The 16380-nt window shown below is 42.2% G+C and carries 14 protein-coding genes; 9 read left to right on the top strand and 5 right to left on the bottom strand.

Annotation, left to right across the window (positions count from 1 at the left end):
- Window positions 1-29: 29 nt before the first annotated feature.
- The 3 genes from AB8P51_RS01140 to AB8P51_RS01130 all read right to left on the bottom strand — a co-directional run bounded on the left by AB8P51_RS01140 (window position 30) and on the right by AB8P51_RS01130 (window position 2424).
- Complete coding sequence (locus AB8P51_RS01140) at window positions 30-326, bottom strand: co-chaperone YbbN (protein WP_163691579.1); 297 nt, start codon at window positions 324-326, stop codon at window positions 30-32.
- 90 nt (window positions 327-416) lie between these two features.
- On the bottom strand, window positions 417-1646 hold the full coding sequence (locus tag AB8P51_RS01135; RefSeq protein ID WP_369746933.1) for a metallophosphoesterase: 1230 nt from the start codon (window positions 1644-1646) through the stop codon (window positions 417-419).
- Between the two features lie 55 nt (window positions 1647-1701).
- Window positions 1702-2424, bottom strand: a complete 723-nt coding sequence (locus AB8P51_RS01130; protein WP_369746932.1) for a copper homeostasis protein CutC — start codon at window positions 2422-2424, stop codon at window positions 1702-1704.
- A 42-nt stretch (window positions 2425-2466) separates the two neighbouring features.
- Between AB8P51_RS01130 and AB8P51_RS01125 the strand changes: the two genes are divergently transcribed.
- Complete coding sequence (locus tag AB8P51_RS01125; protein WP_369746931.1) at window positions 2467-3459, top strand: isoaspartyl peptidase/L-asparaginase family protein; 993 nt, start codon at window positions 2467-2469, stop codon at window positions 3457-3459.
- Between the two features lie 57 nt (window positions 3460-3516).
- On the top strand, window positions 3517-6351 hold the full coding sequence (polA, locus tag AB8P51_RS01120) for a DNA polymerase I (protein ID WP_369746930.1): 2835 nt from the start codon (window positions 3517-3519) through the stop codon (window positions 6349-6351).
- 72 nt (window positions 6352-6423) lie between these two features.
- On the opposite strand, the gene AB8P51_RS01115 is transcribed toward polA, so the two are convergent.
- Window positions 6424-6921, bottom strand: coding sequence for a hypothetical protein (locus AB8P51_RS01115; RefSeq protein WP_369746929.1), 498 nt, complete (start codon window positions 6919-6921; stop codon window positions 6424-6426).
- 238 nt (window positions 6922-7159) lie between these two features.
- On the opposite strand from AB8P51_RS01115, the gene rplM reads away from it, so the two are divergent.
- From rplM to tsf, 4 genes are all read left to right on the top strand, one after another.
- Window positions 7160-7612 carry a 50S ribosomal protein L13 gene (gene rplM / locus AB8P51_RS01110; protein ID WP_369746928.1) on the top strand — a complete coding sequence of 151 codons (453 nt, stop codon included), beginning with the start codon at window positions 7160-7162 and terminating at the stop codon, window positions 7610-7612.
- A gap of 2 nt (window positions 7613-7614) precedes the next feature.
- A complete protein-coding gene (gene rpsI / locus AB8P51_RS01105; RefSeq protein ID WP_369746927.1) occupies window positions 7615-8001 on the top strand; it encodes a 30S ribosomal protein S9 in 387 nt (128 codons plus the stop codon).
- Window positions 8002-8216: 215 nt separating this feature from the next.
- Window positions 8217-9332, top strand: a complete 1116-nt coding sequence (gene rpsB / locus AB8P51_RS01100; protein WP_369746926.1) for a 30S ribosomal protein S2 — start codon at window positions 8217-8219, stop codon at window positions 9330-9332.
- A 56-nt stretch (window positions 9333-9388) separates the two neighbouring features.
- A complete protein-coding gene (gene tsf / locus AB8P51_RS01095; RefSeq protein WP_369747678.1) occupies window positions 9389-10213 on the top strand; it encodes a translation elongation factor Ts in 825 nt (274 codons plus the stop codon).
- 49 nt (window positions 10214-10262) lie between these two features.
- Here tsf and AB8P51_RS01090 read toward each other — a convergent pair whose 3' ends face one another.
- Window positions 10263-12134 carry a peptidase M61 gene (locus AB8P51_RS01090; protein WP_369746925.1) on the bottom strand — a complete coding sequence of 624 codons (1872 nt, stop codon included), beginning with the start codon at window positions 12132-12134 and terminating at the stop codon, window positions 10263-10265.
- Between the two features lie 101 nt (window positions 12135-12235).
- Here AB8P51_RS01090 and pyrH point away from each other — a divergent pair, with 101 nt between their 5' ends.
- From pyrH to AB8P51_RS01075, 3 genes are all read left to right on the top strand, one after another.
- Window positions 12236-12943 (top strand): UMP kinase, encoded by a 708-nt coding sequence (gene pyrH / locus AB8P51_RS01085; RefSeq protein ID WP_369746924.1) that lies wholly within the window; start codon window positions 12236-12238, stop codon window positions 12941-12943.
- A 41-nt stretch (window positions 12944-12984) separates the two neighbouring features.
- Window positions 12985-13539 (top strand): ribosome recycling factor, encoded by a 555-nt coding sequence (gene frr / locus AB8P51_RS01080; protein ID WP_369746923.1) that lies wholly within the window; start codon window positions 12985-12987, stop codon window positions 13537-13539.
- Window positions 13540-13902: 363 nt separating this feature from the next.
- Window positions 13903-16302 carry an RND family transporter gene (locus AB8P51_RS01075; RefSeq protein WP_369746922.1) on the top strand — a complete coding sequence of 800 codons (2400 nt, stop codon included), beginning with the start codon at window positions 13903-13905 and terminating at the stop codon, window positions 16300-16302.
- The last annotated feature ends 78 nt before the right edge of the window (window positions 16303-16380 follow it).

Genomic DNA, 16380 nt, shown 5'->3' with positions numbered 1-16380 from the left:
ATTGCCTTAACTATAGCAAGAAAGGAAGGCTAAATATATTCGTTTAGGATACCAATCAGTGTATTCGCATCCTGCTCTCCACTTTGGCGCCAGACCATTTCTCCCTTTTTGTAGATCATTAAGGTGGGTAAACCTTTTACCCTCAGGGCCTGGGATAGCTCTTTATTCTTATCTACATCAATTTTAATGACTTTGCCTTTGTCGCCCAGAGCGGCGGCTACATCCCTTAAAACCGGATGCATAGCTGTAGATTGTTCGTTCCATTCAGCATAGAAATCAAGTAGCACCGGCACGTTGAGGTCTATCAGTTCACCGAATTTAGACATAGTTTCAAGTTGGGTTACAAATCAAATGTAAGAAAAAATGTTAAAAAGCTAAGAAAACAAAGGTTTTGTATGAATTCTTTAACGTAACATTCACACCAGACCTTTCTTTTTTAGTCGGATTACCGAAATTTCAGGCCAGATCCCAACCCTTCCCGGATATCCTAAAAAGCCAAAACCTCGGTTTACATTAATATACTGTCCGAGTTCTTCATAAATTCCTGCCCAGTATTTATAGCGCCATTTTACCGGACTCCATTTCACCCAGCCCGGAATTTCAATTCCAAATTGCATCCCGTGGGTATGACCACTCAGTGTAAGATGATAATGATAATCATCATGAATCACCACATCTTCCCAATGTGAAGGATCATGGCTCATCAGAATTTTAAAATCGTTCTTTTCTATTCCTTCAACTGCCTTTTTTAGGTCTCCTGCCTTTTTAAAGCCACCTCTACCCCAGTTCTCCACTCCCAGCAAAGCCAGTTTATCCTTTCCTTTCTGAAGATATCGATGTTCGTTAAGAAGCAGATCAAAACCCATTTCTGCCTGCATATCCTTGAGATCATTCAGATTCTGCTCCTTAAGACTGGGTGTCTCCCATTGAACATAATCCCCGTAGTCATGATTCCCGAGGATTGAAAATTTGCCATCCTTAGCCCTGAGGGTTGAGAAAAGTGCTTTCCATGGTTCCATTTCAAGAGCCATATTATTGACCATATCGCCCGTAAAAAGTATTACATCACTTTCCTGCTCGTTGATAAGATTGACTGCATATTCAATTTTTTTCCGATTGTCAAAACTACCACTATGGATGTCTGAAATCTGTGTGATCTGATAATTGTGAAAAGCATCAGGCAGATCCTCAAACTCCAGATCGTAAGTCAGTACCTGAAAATTGTATTTCCCCCGATACATCCCATATAGCAAAGCACTAAATGGAATGGCAGCGATCCCCATGGCCATCACACTTAGAAATCTCCTTCTTGCTGGCAGACTAAATTCGGTAGAAGAACCAAAGACTTTCTGGATTCCGGCTGAGATCAGCCTGAAAATATCTTCAGAAAACAGGAAAATTATGGTGATTATTTCGAAGGTGAGCATGGCAATGAGAAAGCCAAAAGCATAACTCCTGGGTCTGTTAAGTACACTGCCATCGTTATCCCCGAACGTAAACTGGTAAATGAAATTTCCCAACACCAGCAAACCCAAAGCCATAAAGGAATAATAGACCCAGGGAAATCTCGATGCCGTTTTTATAGCCTGCAGGGAATAATATCCCAGCATAATATAAATGGCGATAAATACGATCCATCGTAGCATAGTTCTTTTTTACAAATATATTTCTTTAACCCAGCCCTGAGTTCCTGTTTTAGACTTAATTAACGATTTGAATAACTTTTCTCAATAATTCCACATCCGTGACCAGTACCTCATTCTCTTTCATTAGACGTGGTGCCTGCATGGATAAAGGAGGTTCAGAATCTGAATTCTTTATGACTTTAGATGCAGACAGGTGGATCGCTTTAAATCCCTTCGATTTAAACAAATGAACATTGTCATGACGTATTCCAGCACCCGGCATAATTATACAATGCCCTGCCTTTTGATTTAGTTTATCCAATAGATCAATTCCTTCTACTGCCGTAGGAGCCTGTCCTGATGACAGTATTGTGTTAACCCCCATTTCCTGTAATCTAAGATGGGTCTCCAGGGGTTCTTTCACCCAATCGAATGCCCTGTGAAATGTAAAAGAACAGTCGCCACAATGTTTTATTAGTTCCTGTGTCCGCTCCCAATCCACTTCAAAGTTACCATCCAAAATACCAGACACGATTCCGTCTGCCTGTAAAGCTCTGCAAGCTTTAATATCCTCAAGCATAGTCTTAAATTCTTTGTCTGAATAGGTAAAGTCACCACTCCTTGGCCTGATAAGGACATGCACGGGAATCTGAAGGGCTTCCCTTACACTTTTGATAAGTCCGTAAGAAGGTGTAATTCCGCCGGCAGTTAGCTCTGCACAAAGTTCAATTCTCTGCGCTCCTGCCTGCTCTGCATTCAGGGCCGACTCCAGTGAATTTACACATGCTTCTACTATCATAATCCCTATCTTTAAGCTTATAAAAATAATCAACCTTAAAGTATGGAAAGAAGAAAATTCATAAAAAACTCCGGACTGGGAAGCGCAGCCATTCTGGGTGGTTCTCTGGCGGCGGCCTGCGCCGAAAAAGACACTGCAGAAAAGGCCGGGGAGAATACCGAATCCATAAAACCTATAGTAATTGCTACCTGGGACGTCCCCAATGCCACAGCAAGCGCCTTTGATGTACTTACCAGGGAAGGAAATTCTCTTGATGCTGTTGAACAAGGTGTTATGGTCGAAGAAGCCGATGTGGCAAATCAATCTGTTGGGAAAGGAGGCAGACCAGACAGGGACGGCAATGTAACCCTCGATGCTTGTATTATGGATAAAGATAGCAGATGTGGTGCCGTAGTCTACCTTCAGAATATTGTTCATGCCGTTTCGGTAGCCCGGAAGGTGATGGAAGAAACTCCCCATGTGATGCTCGCCGGCGAAGGTGCCAGGCAATTTGCTGTGGAAATGGGGTTTGAGGAAGTCGATCTGCTGACAGAAAAATCGAAACAAGAATGGCTCGAATGGAAGAAAACTTCCCAGTACGAACCGGTGATCAATATCGAAAATCACGATACCATCGGGATGCTTGCTATCGATTCAAATGGAGATATAGCCGGGGCCTGCACAACCAGTGGTATGGCATACAAAATGGCCGGGAGAGTGGGTGATTCTCCAATTATTGGTGCCGGACTCTTTGTGGATAATGAAATTGGCGGAGCAACAGCTACCGGGATGGGGGAAGAAGTGGTGCGTACCGTTGGTAGCTTCCTGATTGTTGAATTAATGAGACAGGGCAAGACTCCACAGCAAGCCTGTGAGGAAGGGGTAAAGAGAATTATTGCCAAAAAAGAGAATTACAAGGATATCCAAATAGGTTTTATTGCCATCAACAAAGCTGGTGAAACCGGAGCTTATTGTATCCATCCCGGATTTTCTTATCGAAAGTACACAGGAGAGGGCCATGAAAATATCCCGGCTGCAAGTTATATTAAAAGCTGATCCTTTAAGTTGACTTAGATTCTTTGTAGTTTTGATTTCTTGTCAAATAATTGATGTATGTCTGATCAGAAACGACTTTTTTTACTGGATGCCTACGCCTTAATTTTTCGTGGCTATTACGCCTTGATCAAAAATCCACGAATCAACTCAAAAGGCATGGACACCTCTGCCATCATGGGTTTTATGAATTCTCTTTTCGATGTAATCAGAAGGGAAAAACCGGATCATCTCGCCGTGTGTTTTGATAAGGACGGTAGTGCAGAACGAACTGAATTATTCCCGGAATATAAGGCCAACAGGGACGAAACCCCCGATGCAATAAGGATTGCAATTCCCTACATTCAGAAAATCCTCAAAGCCATGCATATCCCGGTTGTGGAAGTCTCAGGCCTGGAAGCAGATGATATTATTGGCACCCTTGCCAAACAGGCTGAGAAGGAAGGATACAAGGTTTTTATGGTTACTCCTGATAAGGATTTCGGGCAGCTCGTTTCTGAAAATATTTTTATGTACAAGCCTTCAAGGATGGGCAATGGCATTGAAATTTGGGGAATTCCCGAAGTACAGAAAAGATTTGGGGTAGAGCGCCCTGAACAGGTCATAGACTACCTGGGTATGATGGGAGACGCCAGTGACAATATTCCGGGATTACCAGGAGTAGGTGAAAAAACAGCGAAGAAATTTATCGCAGAGTTCGGATCAATGGAAGACCTCCTGAAAAACACGGACCAGCTCAAAGGTAAAATGAAGGAGAAGGTGGAGGAAAATGCAGAACTCGGACGACTCTCCAAACAACTGGCTACTATTTGTATTACCTGCAACGTCAATTTTGACGCCACTGACTACGAGCTTTCCCCTCCCGACAATGAAAAGGTACAGGAGATTTTTGAAGAATTAGAATTCAGACGTCTCAGAGATCAATTCATTAAAATTTTCTCTGATGAGACCGAAGGAACACCTACCATGGTTACCAGTACCGAAACTGGGAAAAAAGAAGCTCAGGCTGCAGGTAGCGGGCAATTTTCTCTCTTTGGCAACAATGGGGCAGCTCCAGCCACGCTGGAAGTGGTTTCCGGGAGAAAAACCATCAAAGATGTGCCCCATGTCTACCAGAGCATTCAGCCCGGGATGGCACTTGATTTGTTTCTCACAAATTTGCTCAAACAAAAAAAGGTGTGTTTCGACACAGAAACTACCTCTCTGAATCCGCTACAGGCCGAATTAGTCGGTATTGCATTTTCCTGGGAAGCCGGGAAGGGGTTTTATCTGCCTTTCCCGGAAGATAAAACCGAAGTGGCTTCTCTTCTGGAGAAACTTCACCCATTTTTTTCATCGACAGAAATTGAAAAAGTGGGGCAGAATCTCAAATATGACATCAAAGTCTTAAATAAATACGGAGTAGAAGTTAAAGGGTCGCTCTTTGATACTATGCTTGCCCACTATCTGATCAATCCCGATATGCGTCACAATATGGACGTGCTTTCAGAGACCTATCTGAATTACACTCCCATTTCAATCACTGAACTTATTGGTAAGAAAGGAAAAAACCAGCTTAGCATGAGGGAGGTCCCGCTTGACCAGCAGACAGAATACGCTGTAGAAGATGCTGATATCACCCTGCAACTGGCCGAGCATTTTGAAAAAGAATTGAAAGAGGCTAAAACGATGGACTTGTTCCGCGAAATTGAGATCCCACTTTTAAGGGTTCTGGCCGATATGGAATTAGAAGGAATAAATCTGGATTATGAGTTCCTCAATAGTCTATCAGCGCAACTCGACTCAGATATTAAATCCCTGGAAGAAAAGATCTATGATGAGGCAGGGGAGACATTTAATATTGGTTCTCCCAAGCAGTTAGGCGAGATCCTCTTTGACAAACTCAAATTGGTTGATAAGCCAAAGAAGACGAAAACCGGGCAGTACTCTACTGCTGAGGATGTATTGTCTTATCTGGCTAAAGATCACCAGATCATCAAAGATGTGCTGGAATACCGCGGCCTTGCTAAATTAAAGAGCACATATGTAGACGCTTTGCCGAACCAGGTAGAGCCAAGTACCGGAAGGGTGCATACAGACTATATGCAGACCGTGGCAGCTACCGGCAGACTCAGTAGTAATAATCCTAATCTTCAGAACATCCCGATCCGTACAGAACGGGGGAGGCAAGTCCGAAAGGCATTCGTCTCGAGGGACAAGGACTATGTGCTTCTTGCGGCGGATTACTCCCAAATAGAATTGAGGATTATCGCTGCTCTCAGTGAAGAGGATACTATGATAGAAGCTTTTGAAAATGGAGAAGATATTCATGCTTCTACTGCCTCAAGGGTGTTTAATATCCCATTAGACCAGGTGACCCGGGAACAGAGAGGAAATGCAAAAACGGTGAATTTTGGAATCATTTACGGGGTATCGGCTTTTGGTTTGAGCAATCAGACAGATCTTTCAAGAACCGAAGCCAAGGAACTTATCGATACCTATTATAAGACCTATCCTAAATTGCGCAGGTATATGGCTGATCAGGTTGATTTTGCCCGGGAACACGGCTATGTACAAACCGTACTGGGCAGGCGCCGATATCTGAAGGATATCAATGGCAGCAACGCAGTGGTTCGTGGGGCAGCAGAAAGGAATGCCATCAACGCTCCAATACAGGGCAGTGCAGCAGATATCATAAAGATTGCCATGATCGACATCCATAAAAAATTAAAGGAAGGGGAATACAGGACGAAAATGCTGCTACAGGTACACGATGAATTGGTTTTCGATGTCTACAAACCGGAATTGGAAAAAGCAAAGAAGATGATCAAGGCTGCTATGGAATCGGCATATAAACTAAAGGTCCCACTGGATGTGGAACTTGGAGTAGGTGAAAACTGGCTCGAAGCCCATTAAAAAAGTACTATCCAGAAATAAAAAAAGCCCTTCAGTAATGAGAAGGGCTTTTTATTAGTGTTTTTATTGACTTTATCTTCTTGTAAAAATCAGATCGCCTCCTGCATTAAAATTCTCAACATCCAATTCCTGAGCAGAAACAACCATTTCATTTCCTTCTATAAGAACATCTAGTGATACCGTAACCTGATTTTCATCCACAAAAGTTAATACCCCTTCAGAATAGGTATAAGTAGTTGTTTGTGTATCCCTTTGGGCAGGACAAGGCACTTCCAATCCGGTTCCTCCGGCGTTGACTCCAATCTCCAGGTAGTTAGATGCGTCTTCCGTAACCAAACTAAGGTCCTGATTAAAAGTCAGGCTCACAAGAAAACAATCTTCTGATGTGAGTTCACTCAGTATTACCTGTCCGAATTCTTCTTCATCAGTCGCAGTTTGTTGGTCAATATCAAGAGCTGTCAGATCCCAGGTTCCCAGGATACTATCAGAAGAACCATCGTCCATTTTGTCTGTTGAACACGCGCTAAAAAGCAAAACTATAAGAAGGAAAAGCACATACGTATTTCTCATAATGACTTTAATTTATCTATTTCTAAAAACGCACAAATAACGGGAAAAGTATAAGAATAGTGTCAGACAATATATATAATGAGTGATGCCGTTGGGATTACGCCTGCTTTCCAGCTTTAAAAAATGTCGAGAAAAAAATGAAAAAGTAGAAAACAACCATTTGTAATTCAACTTAATAATTGTACATTTGCAGCCCGTTAAACGGGAATGAAAAGTATAATTCTTAAATAAAATCGTAGTGGATACATTGAGCTACAAGACTGTTTCAGCTAATAAAGCTACTGTTCAGAAAGAATGGTTGCTTGTAGATGCGGATGGACAAACACTTGGAAGAATGGCCTCTAAAGTGGCTATTATTCTGAGAGGGAAGAACAAACCTAACTTCACACCTCATGTGGATTGCGGGGATAATGTAATTATTATAAACGCTGAAAAAGTACAGTTGTCAGGTAATAAATGGGAAGACAAAACCTATATCCGACACACAGGATATCCCGGTGGACAGCGTTCTCTTACTGCTGAAGAACTGAAAGCAAAAAATCCTGCTGCGGTGGTTGAAAGGGCTGTAAAAGGAATGCTTCCTAAAAATAAATTAGGTGCTGAATTGTTCAGAAACCTGAAAGTGTATGCAGGAGCAGAACATCAGCAGGAAGCTCAGAAACCAAAAACTATTAATCTTAACGATCTTTAATAATGGAAGTAGTTCATAAAATTGGCAGAAGGAAAACAGCCGTAGCCCGTGTTTATCTTTCTAAGGGTAAAGGAGCCATTACCATCAATAAAAGAGAACTTGCCGAGTACTTCCCAACCGCTACTCTTCAATACAAAGTAAAGCAGCCTTTCGCTATTACGAACAATGAGGACAGCTATGACGTTAATGTAAATGTCTATGGTGGGGGAATTACAGGGCAGGCAGAGGCTATCAGACTGGCATTATCAAGAGCTCTTTGCGAAATTGATGCTGAGCACAGACTGACCTTAAAACCAGAAGGCCTCTTAACCAGAGATCCAAGAATGGTAGAGCGTAAGAAATTCGGACAGAAAAAAGCCCGTAAGAAATTCCAGTTCTCCAAACGATAATTTTTTAAATCGTGCTCTTTTGGGCACACATATAGTAACCCAGGTTCATTGAAAGTCCCTTGTCATGGGACAATTAAAATTCTGAATTGAAGCAACGTCTATATCAGACCGGGGCAGATTTGGAAAAATTTAGTTTAGCATCTAAATGGTTGAGGCGTTCTGTTTCAGAATACCACTCGGTCATTGCTAATTCATAAGAACGTAAACTAATTAAAATGGCAAAAAAAGCAGAAGTAAAAGATCTTTTAGAAGCAGGTGTACACTTCGGTCACCTCACAAGAAAATGGAATCCCAATATGGCCCCGTATATTTATATGGAGCGCAACGGGATCCACGTTATCAACCTCTACAAAACAGCAGCAAAACTTGAAGAAGCCTCTGAGGCTTTGAAGAAAATTGCGGCTTCCGGAAGGAAAATCTTATTTGTTGCAACTAAAAAGCAGGCGAAAGACATTGTTGCGGAAAAAGTAGCTAATGTTAATATGCCTTACATCACAGAACGGTGGCCTGGTGGAATGTTAACCAACTTTGTTACTATCCGTAAGGCTGTTAAAAAAATGGCTTCCATTGACCGGATGAAAAAAGATGGCACCTTCCTTACGCTCTCTAAGAAAGAACGTTTACAGGTTGATCGCTTACGTGCGAAGCTTGAAAAAAACCTCGGCTCAATTTCGGAAATGACCAGACTGCCTGGTGCGCTTTTTATTGTCGATACAATGCGTGAGCATATCGCAGTAAAAGAAGCCCAGAAGCTCAACATTCCGATCTTCGCCATGGTAGATACAAATTCTGATCCACGTCCGATCGATTTTGTCATTCCTTCGAACGACGACGCATCAAAGTCGATTGAAATCATCATGACACATGTAACCAATGCTGTCGCTGAAGGATTAACAGAGCGCAAATCTGAGAAACAAGCCGCTACAGAAGGACAGGATGCAAAGGCACCAAAAGCCAAAAAGAAAGAAACTGAAGAAGTAAAAGAAGAGAAAGCTCCAAAGGCCAAGGCAGCTCCAAAAGCAGAAGAAAAAGAAACAGTTGCTAAAAAAGAAGCGCCCAAGAAGGCTGAGAAAACCGCCGCTGATGACCTGACCAAAGTGGAAGGAATTGGCCCTAAAATTTCAGAGGTTTTTAATAAAGCAGGCATCAACTCTTTTGCTGAATTAGCTGGAAAGTCGGAAGATGACCTTAAAGCTATCCTGGCCGATGCAGGATCTCGCTATGCTTCAAAAAATCCCGCATCGTGGCCAAAGCAGGCAAAGATGGCTGCTGAAGGAAAATGGGACGAACTAAAGGAATGGCAGGATAATACCAAAGCAGGAGTAGAATAAATTAAAATTAACATGCAGATTGCCAATTTCCGGCATCTGAAAAAAATAATATTATGATGGTAAAAATTACCGCCGCTGATGTAAATACATTGAGAAAAACTACCGGAGCCGGTATGATGGATTGTAAAAATGCATTAGTTGAAGCTGAAGGTGATTTCGACAAAGCAATCGAGATCCTTCGAAAAAAAGGACAGAAAGTGGCTGCTAAAAGAGCAGACAGGGATTCTTCTGAAGGTGCCGCAATTGCCAAAGTTAATGACGACAAAACAGCAGGAGTAATCATCTCTCTGAATTGTGAAACCGACTTTGTAGCCAAGAACGAGACTTTTGTTAGTCTGGCAACAGAGCTGGCAGAATTAGCACTTCAGTATGATAACAAAGAAGCTTTCCTGCAGGCCAATTACAATGGAATTACAGTACAGGAGAAACTTACTGAACAAACCGGAGTTATTGGGGAGAAGATTGAAATAGGTGGATTCAGAAAGTTATCTGCTCCATTCGTTGGATCTTACATCCACGCAGGAAACAAGATCGCAACCCTGGTTGGACTGTCTGCTGCTGTAGAAGGAGTTGAAGAAGCTGCCAAAGACGTTGCTATGCAGGCGGCGGCTATGAATCCTGTTGCTCTGGATCAGAGTGGTGTTGATCAGGAAACAATTGATAAGGAGATTGAGATTGCCAAAGATCAATTAAGGCAGGAAGGTAAGCCAGAAGAGATGTTGGATAAGATCGCACAAGGAAAACTTAAGCGATTCTTTAAAGACAATACACTGGTAAATCAGGACTTTATCAAAGACAGTAAAAAAAGTGTTGCTCAATATGTGAAATCTGTTGACTCCAGCTTGGAGGTAATCGGATTTGAGCGGGTTGCACTAGGATAAATAGTACATTTTACATTTTAAACCGCCTCTCTTTTCGAAGGCGGTTTTTTTATTGTCCTAACCAGGCCCGTCTTAAGGAAATTACCTGCTCTGGAACCTCTTCCATCTCAACTATTTTTCTTTCTATATAAGTAGGAGTTCCTGTTTTGCCCTTCAATTCAATGAGCTCTCCATCTCTCATTATGGTCATCCGGATATCTTTCTCTGCATCCCAGCCAAAACTCTCCCCAACTATTGTCCTCATGCTGTCAAGCGTGATTTTCGTGTCATTTATTTTTACGATTATATCCCCTCCTTTTGCCCCCAGGTCCTGAAAAAAGGAATTCAATTCCATACCCTTTTGTATAAATATAGTATCCAGATCACCGGGATCTGCATCTATGTAAGGTATCTGACCCAAAAAGAAATACGAGGCAGGTTTTTGGCCCATTTCCAGTTTTAACCCTACCTTTTCAAGGTAGATCGGATAAGGTATCGGCTCATTTCCCTGAACGTGCCTTTTAAAAAATGATCCTATTTCCGGGTAAGTCATCTCAACAATCTCACCAATCAATTCGGGATCATCAAACGGGGTATCTTCGTTATAGATTGCCGAAAGTTCTTTCATTAACCATAATACACCTTTTTCACCATTACTTAGTTCGCGAAGAAGTATGTCGAGACACATATTGATCAAAGCTCCTTTTTCATATACATTCAGGTAATTTTCCTTAAAAGGCGCCTCCAGAATCCTCTCACTCATAGTGGTAAAGGACATGGTGTCATCGTACACCCTGGAATTCGATATTTTTTTTGCCATCCTTTCATAGAATTCTTCAATTTCAATAAGTCCTTCCTGAACTTGAAAAAGGTTGGCAAAATATTCGGTTGTACCCTCATACATCCACAAATGCATCGACATATCGGGTTCATTAAAGTTAAAAAATTGTATTTCTCTCGAATGTACAGACAAGGGGGTAAGGGTGTGAAAAAATTCATGAGAGACAACATCTACCATAGATTCGTCAAGTACTTGCTTTGGCAATGCTTCAGGCAGAACCACCACAGTTGAAGTGTGATGTTCCAGGGCCCCGTATCCGGTAGCATCTGAATCGGAGATCTGAGCAAGGTATAAAAGTATGGTATAGGTTTTTGTTCCACTGACTTCCCCCAGGAAGGCTTTCTGAGCCTTCATCATGGCCTCCATTTCAGGTCGAAAGTCCCTGGCAGTGTATCTCCCTGTAGGGGAATATACACTCAGGGTCACGCTTATGTCAGAAACCTGAAAAGTCTCTGAATTAGACCTGGCGAATAAAATAGGGTTATCAACGAGATCGAAGTACCTTTTCGCTGAAAAGCTGTATTGACCTTTATCCGTAATATCTGCACTGATCTCATCCAGGGAAGTTGCAGGTTCCAGGGCAGAAGGGGAAACAATATTGAGCTCATAAGGAACTTCCTTAAGGCCTTCAAAATACCCAACAAATCCGTGGAGGTTGAGCAGGAAATTCTCTCCTGCAGCAATATTTGTGCCGGCAGGTGAAAAAACGGCTTCCTCCACTTCCAATTCGGTATCAAAGGTATCATTGACATAGTATTGTACCTTGTCGAGTTTTCTCGCGTCTGAGATCAGCCAGCTATTGATATCTTTCCTGCTGATATTCAGAGGCTCACCATCGTAATCGAGAGCTACAAAATCTTCCACATAAGTTCCAAAATTGTCTTCACTATAAGTTCCCGGAATAATCCTGGGAATCAGAAAAAGAATTTCATCATCGGTTATCTGGGCCGGATCAACCACTACCTTTACTTTATCATCCACAACTTCCACAAGATCGATCTGTGCTTTTATCGGCATTGTCGCTTCGGGGGAAGGAAGTTTTGCTGCTCCACATCCCAGGAGCAAGGCTAACAGTGGTAATACACACAGGTTTTTGTACATCTGATAACTATTTAATGTGCAAGTTCTGGAAAATCCGACGAAGGCCAACAGATTCGCCTCGAATATTTTAACTATTTTTGTCTCCAAATCAACACAAAAGGATGGCATACAAACGGATTCTTCTCAAACTTAGCGGGGAAGCCTTAATGGGCGATAAACAATATGGTATTGATCCCGCCCGACTAGCAACTTATGCCGAAGAAATTAAAGAGGTTGTAGATAAGGGAATTGAAGTAGCCATAGTAATAGGAGGTGGAAATATCTTCAGAGGTCTCGCAGGAGCCAGCAACGGAATGGATCGGGTTCAGGGAGATCACATGGGGATGCTTGCCACCGTAATTAATGGTCTTGCTCTTCAGAGTGCTCTTGAGGACAAAGGGGTTCAAACCCGACTACAATCGGCTATAAAAATCAATGAAGTGGCCGAGCCTTTTATCCGCAGGCGCGCTATGCGTCACCTTGAAAAAGGAAGAGTGGTCATCTTTGGAGGAGGAACAGGCAACCCGTATTTCACTACCGACTCTGCGGCCGTTTTAAGGGCTATTGAAGTGGAGGCCGATGTGATCCTAAAAGGAACCCGGGTAGACGGGATTTATACCAGCGACCCGGAAAAGGACAAGACTGCTACTAAGTTCGATACGATCTCGTTTAACGATGTACTGAGCAAAGGGCTGAAAGTGATGGATACCACAGCTTTTACTTTAAGTCAGGAAAACGAATTGCCGATCGTAGTCTTCGACATGAACAAAAAGGGCAATCTTTTAAAGATCGTGTCAGGACAAAATATTGGTACAGTCGTAAATCTTTAATTTTTCAAAAAATTGTGTTACTTTGTTTTTAAATTGATTTTATGAACGAAGAGGTAAATTTTGTCATAGATACAGCCAAGGAAAGTATGGATAGTGCCATCTCCCACCTTGAAAAAGAACTGGTAAAGATCCGGGCGGGAAAAGCAAGCCCTGCCATGCTCTCATCTGTCATGGTCGACTATTACGGCTCCCAGACTCCGCTCTCACAGGTTTCCAATATCAATACCCCGGACGCACGTACCATATCAGTTCAGCCCTGGGAAAAAAGCATGTTGCAGGTAATCGAAACGGCGATTATGAATGCGAATCTTGGATTTAACCCTATGAACAATGGCGACTTTGTGATTATCAATGTTCCCCCCCTTACAGAAGAGAGAAGGATTCAATTGGTTAAACAGGCAAAAGCCGAAGCAGAAGATGCCAAAGTAAGTGTCAGGAGTGCCAGACAGGAAGCCAATAAGGACATTAAAAATCTCGATGTTTCAGAAGATTTGGAAAAAAACGCCATCATCGATATTCAGGAACTAACCGATAGCTACGTAACTAAAATCGACGAGATCCTCGACCTTAAAGAAGTCGAGATCATGAAGGTGTAGGTTCGGAATCCCCAATTAAAGACTCGACCCGTCCTCAAAAAAGTACATAGCCAGAATAGCCAGCACAAGGGCTATAGTGCAAAGTATAATTAGGAACCTGTAGATTTTCCGTTCAAACTTCCAGAACTTTTTGTGCTGCGACATTTCTTTTCTGCTATATTACTTCCTTTCAAATCTATAAATGTACAGCTTCTTGGCATATTCCCTTTAGTGGTATTTCCTATTGGGAAACTAGGAACACTGCCACGCATTTTCTACCTTTGACGGCGTTTGAAAAGCCTAGGTCAGGAATAGGATTTATCCCGTATTTAGAATTCAATACAAGAGACTCCACAAACAGTACCGGGCCTTTTTACATACAATATGGTAGCTAAGCTCTCACAAAATTTTTGGCCGAGGACCGCAAGGATCATCCTGAGAAACCGGATCCTGATTTTGGTGATTATTGCCTCCATTACTGTATTCTTTGGCTTTCAGTGGCAAAACATGCGTTTTTCCAATACGGAGGCCAATCTCCTTCCCGATGACCACCCCATCAATCTTGAATACGAGGAATTTCTGAAACAATTTGGAGAAGAAGGAAACGCCATTGTACTAGCCATCAGAGATACCACCCTTTTTACTCCCGAAAATTTTAATCGCTGGAATGTCTTAAGCAAGCAGCTTGTTGCTTTCCCTGAGGTAGAATTCGTTATTTCTACCGACAATCTACAGGAGCTGGTTAAGGACAATGAGAGTCAGGAGTTTCTATTAACCCCGTTTCTCAAAGAGGAGCCTGAAGACCAGCAGACCATTGATAGCCTAAAACAACACTTGTTTAACAATCTTCCTTTTTACGATAAGTTGCTTTTCAATAAGGAGAGTGAAACCATCAGAACCATTGCCTACCTCGATAAGGATATTGTGAATACTTCGGTCAGGAAGGATTTTATCCTCAACGATTTTACTACTCTGGTTTACAATTTCGAGATGGAAACGGGATTAGACGTACGGGTTTCCGGCATGCCCTATATCCGAACGATGAATGCCCAGAACATTATCGATGAGATCGGGATGTTTATCACCGCAGCTCTGGTAGTTACATCTCTGATTTTCTTTTTCTTTTTCAGGAGTTTCCGTGCCACACTAATTTCCATGTGTGTGGTGATCATTGGGGTGATGTGGGCGTTTGGTATACTTGGCTTACTGCAATATGAAATTACAGTGCTTACGGCTCTGATCCCGCCTTTGATTATTGTAATTGGTATCCCCAACTGCATCTTCCTGATCAACAAATACCAGCAGGAAGTTAAAAAACACGGCAACCAGGCGCTCTCACTGCAAAGAGTAATTTCCAAAATCGGGAATGCCACCCTGATGACCAATATCACAACAGCTTCCGGTTTTGCAACCTTTATCATAACTGATAGTAAACTGCTGACCGAGTTTGGTATCGTAGCTTCAATAAATATCATCTGTATTTTTATCCTTTCCCTGCTGATCATTCCTATCATATATAGTTTTATGGCCCTTCCTAAAACAAAGCATCTGAAACATCTCAACAAGCGATGGATAGACGCCTTTGTCAATTGGATGGAGCGGATTGTTCGGGAAAGAAGAATAGGTGTATACGTGGTTTCAGTGCTATTGCTTGTTACAAGTATCATTGGTATTTATCAAATTCGGATTTCGGGCAGTCCAATAGAGGATATGCCGAAAAGTGCACAGTTTTACAAAGACATCCGGTTTTTTGAAGAAGAGTTCGACGGCATTATGCCCGTTGAGATTGTGATCGATACCGATAGGAAGAATGGGGTTCTAAGACCGGTAAACCTGCGAAAGATGGATGAGCTGGGCGAAAGGATAAGGGAGTTCCCCGAATTGTCAAATCCCACATCTATAGTTGAACTGGTTAAATATTCCAAACAAGCCTTTTACAACGGGATACCAAAGTATTATCAGTTGCCCACTTCCCAGGAGAATACTTTTATCATGGAAGTAGCCAGGAAGTCGGAAGGTAATGGCGATTTACTGAAGAATTTCGTCGACAGTACCGGGCAGGTTGCAAGGATTACAACATTTATTAAAGATGTAAAGACCGAAAGGATGGAAGAGATTGAAGCCAGATTACTGGAAAATCTTGAAAAGATCTTTCCCGAAGAGCGATATAAAACTTCCATGACAGGAAAGGCGCTACTGTTTCTAAAGGGAACGAAATATCTGGTAAAAAACCTGATACTATCCCTTACCCTGGCCATTGGCCTTATTGCACTTTTTATGGCCTATTTGTTCCGTTCGTTCAGGATGATCGTGATCTCACTGATCCCCAACCTGCTACCCCTTGTAATTACTGCCGGAGTGATGGGATTTGTAGGGGTACCCATTAAGCCCTCTACTATCCTGGTCTTTAGTATTGCATTTGGGATTTCCGTGGATGACACTATACATTTCCTGGCAAAGTACAGACAGGAATTAACAGCCAACCACTGGAGAATTCAAAAATCTGTCTATGCCGCCCTCAGAGAAACCGGGGTAAGTATGTTCTACACCTCAATTGTACTTTTCTTTGGGTTTTCTGTCTTTGTACTCTCCAGCTTTGGTGGGACCGTTGCCCTGGGTGCTCTTGTTTCGGCCACCCTGCTTTTTGCCATGCTGGCCAATCTTATCCTCCTACCCTCTTTATTACTTTCTCTTGAACGCAGCATTGCCAACAAAGAGGTATTGAAAAAACCACAGATTGATATCCTTCCTAAAGATGAATTGCCGGAGAGTGAAAGTATATAGGTTTAACAGCAAAACTGGTAAATAATAGCGAATGTTCGGGGTATATAGTTTTCACCAAAGGATTATCTTTGCGTCGAA

It is taken from the genome of Muriicola sp. SD30 (genome assembly GCF_041205185.1).
In the GTDB taxonomy this organism is placed as follows: Bacteria; Bacteroidota; Bacteroidia; order Flavobacteriales; family Flavobacteriaceae; genus Muriicola.
Note: the sequence above shows the minus strand (reverse complement) of the source record. Positions and strands in the feature narration are given on the sequence as shown.

Excerpts from the sequence above, each read along its gene's own strand:
- AB8P51_RS01140 (WP_163691579.1), bottom strand. The coding sequence starts at position 326 with ATGTCTAAATTCGGTGAACTGATAGACCTCAACGTGCCGGTGCTACTT.
- AB8P51_RS01135 (WP_369746933.1), bottom strand. The coding sequence starts at position 1,646 with ATGCTACGATGGATCGTATTTATCGCCATTTATATTATGCTGGGATAT.
- AB8P51_RS01130 (WP_369746932.1), bottom strand. The coding sequence starts at position 2,424 with ATGATAGTAGAAGCATGTGTAAATTCACTGGAGTCGGCCCTGAATGCA.
- AB8P51_RS01125 (WP_369746931.1), top strand. The coding sequence starts at position 2,467 with ATGGAAAGAAGAAAATTCATAAAAAACTCCGGACTGGGAAGCGCAGCC.
- polA (WP_369746930.1), top strand. The coding sequence starts at position 3,517 with ATGTCTGATCAGAAACGACTTTTTTTACTGGATGCCTACGCCTTAATT.
- AB8P51_RS01115 (WP_369746929.1), bottom strand. The coding sequence starts at position 6,921 with ATGAGAAATACGTATGTGCTTTTCCTTCTTATAGTTTTGCTTTTTAGC.
- rpsI (WP_369746927.1), top strand. The coding sequence starts at position 7,615 with ATGGAAGTAGTTCATAAAATTGGCAGAAGGAAAACAGCCGTAGCCCGT.
- rpsB (WP_369746926.1), top strand. The coding sequence starts at position 8,217 with ATGGCAAAAAAAGCAGAAGTAAAAGATCTTTTAGAAGCAGGTGTACAC.
- tsf (WP_369747678.1), top strand. The coding sequence starts at position 9,389 with ATGGTAAAAATTACCGCCGCTGATGTAAATACATTGAGAAAAACTACC.
- AB8P51_RS01090 (WP_369746925.1), bottom strand. The coding sequence starts at position 12,134 with ATGTACAAAAACCTGTGTGTATTACCACTGTTAGCCTTGCTCCTGGGA.
- pyrH (WP_369746924.1), top strand. The coding sequence starts at position 12,236 with ATGGCATACAAACGGATTCTTCTCAAACTTAGCGGGGAAGCCTTAATG.
- frr (WP_369746923.1), top strand. The coding sequence starts at position 12,985 with ATGAACGAAGAGGTAAATTTTGTCATAGATACAGCCAAGGAAAGTATG.
- AB8P51_RS01075 (WP_369746922.1), top strand. The coding sequence starts at position 13,903 with ATGGTAGCTAAGCTCTCACAAAATTTTTGGCCGAGGACCGCAAGGATC.